The 7,489-nt window shown below is 71.6% G+C and carries 7 protein-coding genes and 2 pseudogenes; 5 read left to right on the top strand and 4 right to left on the bottom strand.

Annotated elements, in window-relative coordinates; genetic code table 11:
* The 4 genes from sctV to ACTOWL_RS37220 form a co-directional block, all read right to left on the bottom strand.
* Positions 1-1,865 (bottom strand): type III secretion system export apparatus subunit SctV (gene sctV, locus ACTOWL_RS37235; RefSeq protein WP_441326356.1); only part of this gene is annotated, 1,865 nt, incomplete at its 3' end.
* Entirely contained in the window at positions 1,862-2,197 is a 336-nt protein-coding gene (locus ACTOWL_RS37230; protein WP_441326355.1) for a hypothetical protein, read from the bottom strand. The genes ACTOWL_RS37230 and sctV, both read right to left, overlap by 4 nt.
* A gap of 5 nt (positions 2,198-2,202) precedes the next feature.
* Positions 2,203-2,574, bottom strand: coding sequence for a hypothetical protein (locus ACTOWL_RS37225; protein WP_441326354.1), 372 nt, complete (start codon positions 2,572-2,574; stop codon positions 2,203-2,205).
* 24 nt (positions 2,575-2,598) lie between these two features.
* Positions 2,599-3,582 carry a SctD/MshK family protein gene (locus ACTOWL_RS37220; RefSeq protein WP_441326353.1) on the bottom strand — a complete coding sequence of 328 codons (984 nt, stop codon included), beginning with the start codon at positions 3,580-3,582 and terminating at the stop codon, positions 2,599-2,601.
* Between the two features lie 791 nt (positions 3,583-4,373).
* Between ACTOWL_RS37220 and ACTOWL_RS37215 the strand changes: the two genes are divergently transcribed.
* From ACTOWL_RS37215 to ACTOWL_RS37195, 5 genes and pseudogenes are all read left to right on the top strand, one after another.
* Positions 4,374-5,045 carry a secretin N-terminal domain-containing protein gene (locus ACTOWL_RS37215; protein ID WP_441326352.1) on the top strand — a complete coding sequence of 224 codons (672 nt, stop codon included), beginning with the start codon at positions 4,374-4,376 and terminating at the stop codon, positions 5,043-5,045.
* Positions 5,046-5,102: 57 nt separating this feature from the next.
* Positions 5,103-5,621: a hypothetical protein gene (locus ACTOWL_RS37210; protein WP_441326351.1), complete on the top strand. Its 519-nt coding sequence runs from the start codon at positions 5,103-5,105 to the stop codon at positions 5,619-5,621.
* Between the two features lie 62 nt (positions 5,622-5,683).
* Positions 5,684-6,433: a type III secretion system inner membrane ring lipoprotein SctJ gene (gene sctJ, locus ACTOWL_RS37205; protein ID WP_441326350.1), complete on the top strand. Its 750-nt coding sequence runs from the start codon at positions 5,684-5,686 to the stop codon at positions 6,431-6,433.
* Positions 6,430-6,942, top strand: a pseudogene (locus ACTOWL_RS37200) (SctK family type III secretion system sorting platform protein); the annotation flags it as partial. The gene sctJ and the pseudogene ACTOWL_RS37200, both read left to right, overlap by 4 nt.
* A 103-nt stretch (positions 6,943-7,045) precedes the next feature.
* Positions 7,046-7,489: pseudogene (locus ACTOWL_RS37195) on the top strand (hypothetical protein); the annotation flags it as partial.

Here is a 7,489-nt window from a genome sequence, read left to right as displayed (position 1 = left end):
ACACTCGCCGCTTCCTGCGCCAGGCCCTGGCCCTCGGGCAGCGCGAGATAGGCACCGACCGTGGTCTGCCGGATCGACTGGCGCAGCGCCTCCTCGGCGCTGCGGTCCAGGATCAGCGCGTGGATCACCTTCCGCTCGTCGGCATAAGCGTGGCAGATCTGCCGCTTCAGCCCCCCGCGGACATATTCGGCCAGCAGGATCACGTCCTGCTCCTTCGGGCCCCACTCGGCCAGCGTCTCCAGCACCAGCCGGTGGTTGCGCAGCGAGATCCCTTCCTCCAGCAGCCGGCGGAACACGTCGGCGACCTGGTTGACCGACAAATGGCGCTGCGCCTCGCGCACCAGGTCGCCGCGCGTCGCCTCGATGCCCTTGAGGAAGGCCTGGGTCTCCTGGATGCCGAGGAAATGCGGGGCGTAGCGGCGCAGCGCCCGGGTCAGCGTCCCGGCCACGATCTCCTCCGCCGTGGCATGGCCGATGCCGGCCTCGGCCAGCGCCGGCTCGTGCCGGGCGTCGATCCAGTGCTGGACCTTGCCGCCGGGGCCTTCGCCGGTCTCGGCGGTGAGGCCGAGCAGATCGAGATGCATCGGATCGTCGCGCAGCAGGATCCGGCCCGGGCGGGCCGTCCCGGCCTCGACCGGAACCCCGTCGATGTCGATGCGGAAGCCGTCCGCCGGCAACGCCCGGCCGGGCCCGACGCGGCCGGCCGGGAACGGCACGCCCAGCGTCTGCCCCAGCTCCTCCGCCACGTCCCGCGCCAGCCGCTCGGCATTGGCGCGGCCCAGCCCGGCCGCCAGGTCGGCGCCGAAATGCAGGGTCACGGTCTCGTCCGCCGCTGCGGCTTCGGAGGCGACGGCCTCCTCCTGCGCCGTAGCCCCGGCCTCGCGCAGCGCGCGGCGCCGGCGGAGCAGCACGATTCCGGCCATGGTTGCGGCAATGGCCAGGAAGATCAGGGTCGGGAAGCCCGGGATGAAGCCGAGCATCACGACCACGCCCGCCGCCATCAAGAGCGCCGTGTTGTTGGAGCCGATCTGGCGGGCGATGTCGGCGCCGAGATTGCCGCTGTCCGCCGTGGTGACCCGGGTGACGATGGTGCCGGATGTGATGGCGATAAACAGCGCCGGAATCTGCGACACCAGACCGTCGCCGATGGTCAGCAGCGAGTAGACATGCATCGCCTGGCCCAGCGACATGCCGTGCTGCAGCATGCCGACGGCGAGGCCGCCGATCAGGTTGACCGCGACGATGAGCAGGCCGGCGATGGCATCGCCCTTCACGAACTTCATGGCGCCGTCCATGGCGCCGAACAGCTGGCTCTCCTTCTCCAGCGTCTGCCGCCGGCGCGTCGCCTCGGCCAGGTCGATGTCGCCGGAGCGCAGCTCGCCGTCGATGCTCATCTGCTTGCCGGGCAGGGCGTCCAGGGTGAAGCGGGCCGCGACCTCGGCCACGCGCTCGGCGCCCTTCACCACCACCACGAACTGGACCACGGTGATGATCAGGAAGATCACCAGGCCGATCGCCAGGCTGCCGCCGATGACGAACTCGCCGAAGGTCTGGATGATCGCCCCGGCATCGGCGTCCATCAGGATCAGGCGGGTGACGCCGATCGACAGCGCCAGGCGGAACACCGTGGCGATCAGGATCACCGAGGGCAGCACCGACAGCTCGAGCGGGCTGCGCAGATAGACCGCCACCATCAGCAGCAGGACCGCGAAGGTGATGTTGCAGGCGATCAGCACGTCGACCAGCAGCGTCGGCAGCGGCAGGATCATCAGCAGGATGGTCGCGACCAGCAGGGCCACGATCATCAGGTCCTGCCGCCCCGCGGCGGCGGCCAGGGCCGATTGCCAGCGTCCGCGCGCGGTCATGCCGCCACCCGCCGGTCGGGGGCGTCGAGATAGTCGCGGAAGGCGCGCCGCGCCGCCTCGATCTCGCCGAGCTGGTGCAGCGCCCGGCTGCGCAGCAAGTGCCGCGCCGCGGCCGGCGGCTCCTCGCGGTCGAGCCGGTCGAGGACTTCGACCGCCTGGGCCGGGCGGCCGACCGCGAGCAGGGCGACGGCGAGCGCGCGCAGCGCCGCCGGATCGGCCTCGTCGTCGCGCGAAGCCAGCAGCATCGCCAGCGCCAGCGCCCGCCGGTTCTGGCCGTGCCGCAGATAGTCGAAGACGAGGCGGTGCAGGGTGTCGCGCTGGACTTGCGTCATCCGCGTCACCCGCCGATCAGGTCGTTCAGCCGGGCGCGCAGCAGGTCGTGCTTGCGCAGCTCCTGCAGCAGCACGGCGCTGCCCCAGCGGGCCAGCCGGTCGTCCGCGGCCTCCACCTGCAGCAGGTCCAGGATGTCGGCCAGGGTCTCAGCCTGGCCGCCGGGGGTGGCGTGGATCGCTCCGGCCGTGGCCGGGCGGATGTAGTCGAGCAGCTCCTCGCGCAGCCGCGAGGCCCGGTCGCGCCGGCCGCGCACCAACCCGGCCCGGCGTTGTACGGGCGCGCCGGCGGGGTTGACCGGGCGCCCGGCGACGCCGTCCGGCTGCTGGCCGGCCCGGACGCCGTCGAGCGGCTCGGTGCGGGACTGGATCGTCGTCATCTCGATTCCCCCTCCCCGACGTGCCTAAGGCTTGGCGGGGTCGGTCAGGGCCATCACAAAGGTCTGCCCAGCCCGGCTGCGCAGGGTGACGGCGTCGGCCCGGATCTTGTCGACCGACCAGCCGCCGCCGAGATCCGCGCCTTCGAAATATTTCGAGCCGGTGTGGGTGATCAGATAGGGGTTGTCGCCGGTCCAGACCGCCTGGATCACGATCTCCGGCGCGCCGCTGCCCGCCCCGGTCGCCACCTCCGACGACAGCAGGGCCGAGGAGGCGAAGGTGCGGTCGAACCAGGCCTGGAGCTCGCGCCACTGCGCCATGTCGGCGGCCGACAGCCGGCCCGAGGCGACGATGCGGCTGCCCTTGGCCGAGAGGGACACGCCTTCAAGATGCGCCGCGTCGATGCGGTCCTGCAGCGCCTCCTGCGGGGTCTGCTGCCGCGGCACGACCGGCGCCAGCGCGGCGGTCTGCACCACCGGCTTGCCGGCCTCGGGCGCCACGGCCTGGCCGGCCGCCGGCGCGTCGGAGCCGCCACCGCCGGACGACAGCGCGATCCCGGACAGGCCGCCGAGGATCACCAGCAGCGCGATGGTCACGGCGGCGGCGCGCAGGCGCGAGCCGCCGACGGTCGCCTCGACCGGGCTGCGCAGCACGATGCGCGAGGATCCCAGCGTCAACTCGGCCGGGAGCGGCAAGGTCAGAACCCCGCCGGGCTCCGTCGTCCCCGCCCGTCCCGGCACGGCGACGGCGCCGGCCAGGGGTTCGACTCGCACGCGATGGCGGCCGATGTCGATCAGGGCATGGACCGGGGCCAGGGTCTCATCGGCCAGGACGATGTCGGAATCGAGCCCGCTGCCGACCCGGTAGGCGGCCGGCGCCAGCTTCTGGACAGTGCCAGCATTCGGCCCCTCGAGCACGAACAGCGTGACCGAGGGCGACTGCGGGAAGAGCCGCTGGAGCGGCCCCGGGAGAGGACTGTCAGAGAAAAACGCCTTGAACTTCGAGAGCATGGCCCACCCCACGAGGCGCCTCGATCAGTGGCGAAAGCGAGCGCGACCGGGACCGGCCGCGCTCGCCAGACTGACAGCGATGAAGCTCAGGAACCGGAGCGACCTCCGGACTCAGCCCTTGCGGGCCGCGTCCGCCAGCGCCTGGGCCCATTTGTCCTGCTTCTGGTTCTTCTGGGTCTCCCAGGCGGTGTCGATCGAGTCCTGGGTGTTCTGCTTACGGATCTCGGCCATCTGGGCCTTCATGTCAGCGATCGGATCGCTTCCGGAAGTCGACGCCATAACATGCTCCTCCTTGTGCAACGCTCAAGATTGACAAAGCCGAAACACGGATGAAGTGCGGGCCCTATGGCTGGTCTGGCACACCGATTCGCCGACCTCTGCCGGCGTCCGGGCCAACAATCCTAGTCCCGCCGCCTTGGCCAACACGACCCGAACGTCGGTTCGACACCAAGGCCCGCCCCACCCCTCGAAACTACTACTCGACTATGCGGCAAACTGCCGTCAGGTCAAGCATTTCAATGTCTCAGTGCATTCGGATTTCGACTGCAGGCCTGTTCAACAGAACTTTAACAAAAAGCCCGGAACCCTGCTGCCAGTCTAAGCGTTTAGGTCTGCTCGGCGTCTGGACGGCCCGCTGCCCGTTTCAATCAAGCCGGGTGTTTGGATTGGCTTTTGCACCTCCGGCCATGCAGCGTATAAAGACGAGAACGGGCTGACGATCTCGGGCATATCGGCGAGAAGTCTTGATGCAGGCGGGGATGGCGATCAGGATCAGAGGGCTGACAGGAGTGTTGTCCGACAAGTGTCGTCGGCGCTCCGTCGCGCTCGCCGTCGCCGTCCTGCTTCCCCTTTCGGCCGGAACGGCGGCGGCGCAGCAGCCCGCCCCCCCGGCCGTGGTGACGGTGCCCGCCCCTCCTGCCCCGGCCGTCGTCGTGACGCCCGCCCCGGCTGATCTCGCCGCGGGCCAGGCCCGCCGCGCCCTGCCCTGGCCCGACAAGCCCTACCCCTATGTCGTCCTGGACCAGGATGTGCGCGACGTACTGGGCGCCTTCGGCAGCAACCTCGATATCCCGGTCAAGGTCAGCGACAAGGTCTCCGGCCGGGTGCGCGGGCGCCTGCCGGAGCTGACGCCGCAGAAGCTGCTCGACCAGCTCGCTGCCAGCTTCGGCCTGCAATGGTACTATGACGGCCAGGTGCTGTATGTGACCACGGTCGAGGAGGCGGTGTCGGAGATGCTGCCCCTCGGCGCGATCCGATTCGAGGAGCTGCAGGCGTCGCTGGCCAGCCTGCAGCTCGACGACCCCCGTTTCCCGCCGCGGCCGCTGGCCAGCGCCAATGTCGCGCTGGTGTCGGGGCCGCCCCGCTACGTCGCCCTGGTCAAGGAGACCATGCAGGCGCTGCAGCAGGCCTTCCAGTTCCAGACCACGATCGTGCGCGGCCGCACCGGGAAGCCCGGATCATGACCCGGCCGCGACGCTGTCCCATAGCCCAGACCCGTTTCATGAGCCGAGGCTGATCCCATGGTTGTCATCTCGCCCTCCGTACTCCAGGCGCCGGCGCTGATCGAACCCAAGGCCGCGGTCACGCCCGTCGCCCTGCCGCTGGATCAGAAGGCGGCCAACGTCTTCGACTACGCCCTGCCGCTGCAGCCGGCGCACAAATCGGTCGCCGACTACGCGCCGAGCCTGAAAGCCAGGCTGCTGGCGAATCCGGCGGCGATGGGCGACCAACTGCTCAACTCGCTGCAGCAGTTCCACAAGGACACGTTGTCCCTCGGCAGCAAGCTGACCGAGCCGCAGCCCGCCACGACGCTGCAGGCATCGGCGACGGCCCCGGGCGCCGCGACCAAGCCGGGCCTGCAGCCGGGCCCCGCCGCGGCGCGGCCGGCGCAACAGGCCGGGGAGGTCGACTTCCGGGCGGAGATGCGCGAGATGCGGCTGGCGACGCGGGAGTTCAACAACGGCGTCCTGCGGACCACGCTGGTCACCACCGCCTCCAAGCAGTTGGGCAACGTGCCGGAAACCCTGCTGCGCGGCTGATTTGCGGCTGCCGTTCCGGCGGCGGGTGTCCGACAGGATCTCAGAAAGGTCGACCGCAATTGTTGAAGCCCCTCGCGTTCGCCGCGCTGCTGCTGCTCGCCGCCTGCAAGGTCGAACTGTACAGCGGCCTGCAGGAGCGCGAGGCCAATGAGATGGTCGCGATCCTGCTGCACCAGGGCATCCCGGCCGAGCGCGAGGTCGTCAAGGACCGCGGCCTGGTCGTGTCGGTCGAGGAGGACCGCTTCGCCGACGCGGTCGACCTGCTGCGCCGCAACGGCTATCCGCGCGAGCGCTACGCCAAGATCCCGGACCTGTTCAAGGGCGAGGGGCTGGTCTCCTCGCCGGTGGAGGAGCAGGCGCGGCTGATCTATGCGCTGAGCCAGGAGCTGTCGAGCACGATCTCGGAGATCGACGGGGTCTATTCCGCCCGCGTCCATGTGGTGCTGCCGGACAATGAGGGGCTAAAGGCGTCGTCCAGCCCCTCCTCCGCCTCGGTGGTGATCCGCCACCGCGCCGATGTCGACCTGTCGAAGCTGACGCCCGAAATCAAGATGCTGGTGGCGAACGGCATCAAGGGCCTGTTGTACGAGAACGTCTCGGTGGTGTTCCTGCCGACCGATCCGGAGTCGGCGACGCCGCCGATCACCGACCCCCTGACCAATGTCGCCGGCTTCTGGGTGCACCGTTCCAGCGCCCCCTGGCTGCAGGGGCTGCTGGCCCTGGTCGCCCTGGCCGTGGTCGCCACCGCCGGCACCGTCGGCTGGAGGATCTGGCGCCGCCGCGACGGCACCACTCCGGCGGCGGCTGAATGAGCAGCACGATCGCGGACCGGCTGGCCCTCCGGCGCTTCGACCGGGCGGTGGCGCTGCACGCCCATCCGGCGCAGCTCGGCCGGGCCTTCCCCGGCCTGCCGGAGGCGGCGGCCCGGCTGCTGCTCGACACCAAGCGGCTCCGGCCGCGCCTGTCGGAGCTGCTGCGCCGGCGCCTCGATCTCGCGCCCTGCGACGCCGCGTCCTGGCGGGACGATGCCGCCCGCATCGCCGGCCTGGCGCCGGCCGATCTCGACCGCGCCCTCCGCCATGCCGGCGCCGCGGCGCTGGCGGCGCGGCTGCGCACCATCGTCCTCGGCGCCGAGATCCGCCGAGTCACCGGCCTGATCGGCGCCGATTCCTACGCCTTCGGCCTTGGCCACAAGGGTGCGGCCCCGGTGCTGGCCGGGCTGGACCCGCTGCCGGTCGAGACGGCGATCGACCGCGCCGGCCTGCTGTGCCTCGCGGCCTGGTGCGGCAAGGCGGGCCCGGCGGTCGGCGAGAGGCTGCGTCTGCGGCTGGCTCCGGCGCGCTGGCCCGAGGGCGGGCAGCCGCCGGCCGAGCAGCCGCGCGCCGCGGCCCTGTTCGCGGCCGCTTCCCGGGCGGTGGCGCCCCCTGGCGGAGGCCCCGGCCTTCCGCCGCGGCGGCCCGGTGCTGAAGGCCGAGGCGCTCGGCCAGAGGCGGGATGCGCGCCGGTACCTAGGCGAGGCCGAGGCCCATGCCGGGCGGCAGCGGGCCGAGGCCGACGCAGCCTTCGCCGCCGAGCGCGAGCGCGGCCATGCCGAGGGGCTGGCCGCCGCCCGCGAGGAGGCCGCGGCGCTGGTGGCCACGACCGGGCTGCAGCTCGACCGCTACCTCGCCGGGCTGGACCAGACCCTGGCCGACCTGGTGCAGGACACGATCGAGCGCATCCTCGGCCGCTTCGATCGGCGCGAGCTGCTGCTGCAGGCGGTCGACCACGCGCTGCGCCAGTCCCGGCTGGACCATGCGGCGACGCTGCGGGTGGCGCCGGACATGGTCGAGGCGCTGCGCGGCCGGCTGGCCGACCCGGCGCTGGCC

Source organism: Inquilinus sp. CA228 (genome assembly GCF_052078665.1).
In the GTDB taxonomy this organism is placed as follows: domain Bacteria; phylum Pseudomonadota; class Alphaproteobacteria; order DSM-16000; family Inquilinaceae; genus Inquilinus.
This window is presented reverse-complemented; position numbering and strand designations above follow the sequence as displayed.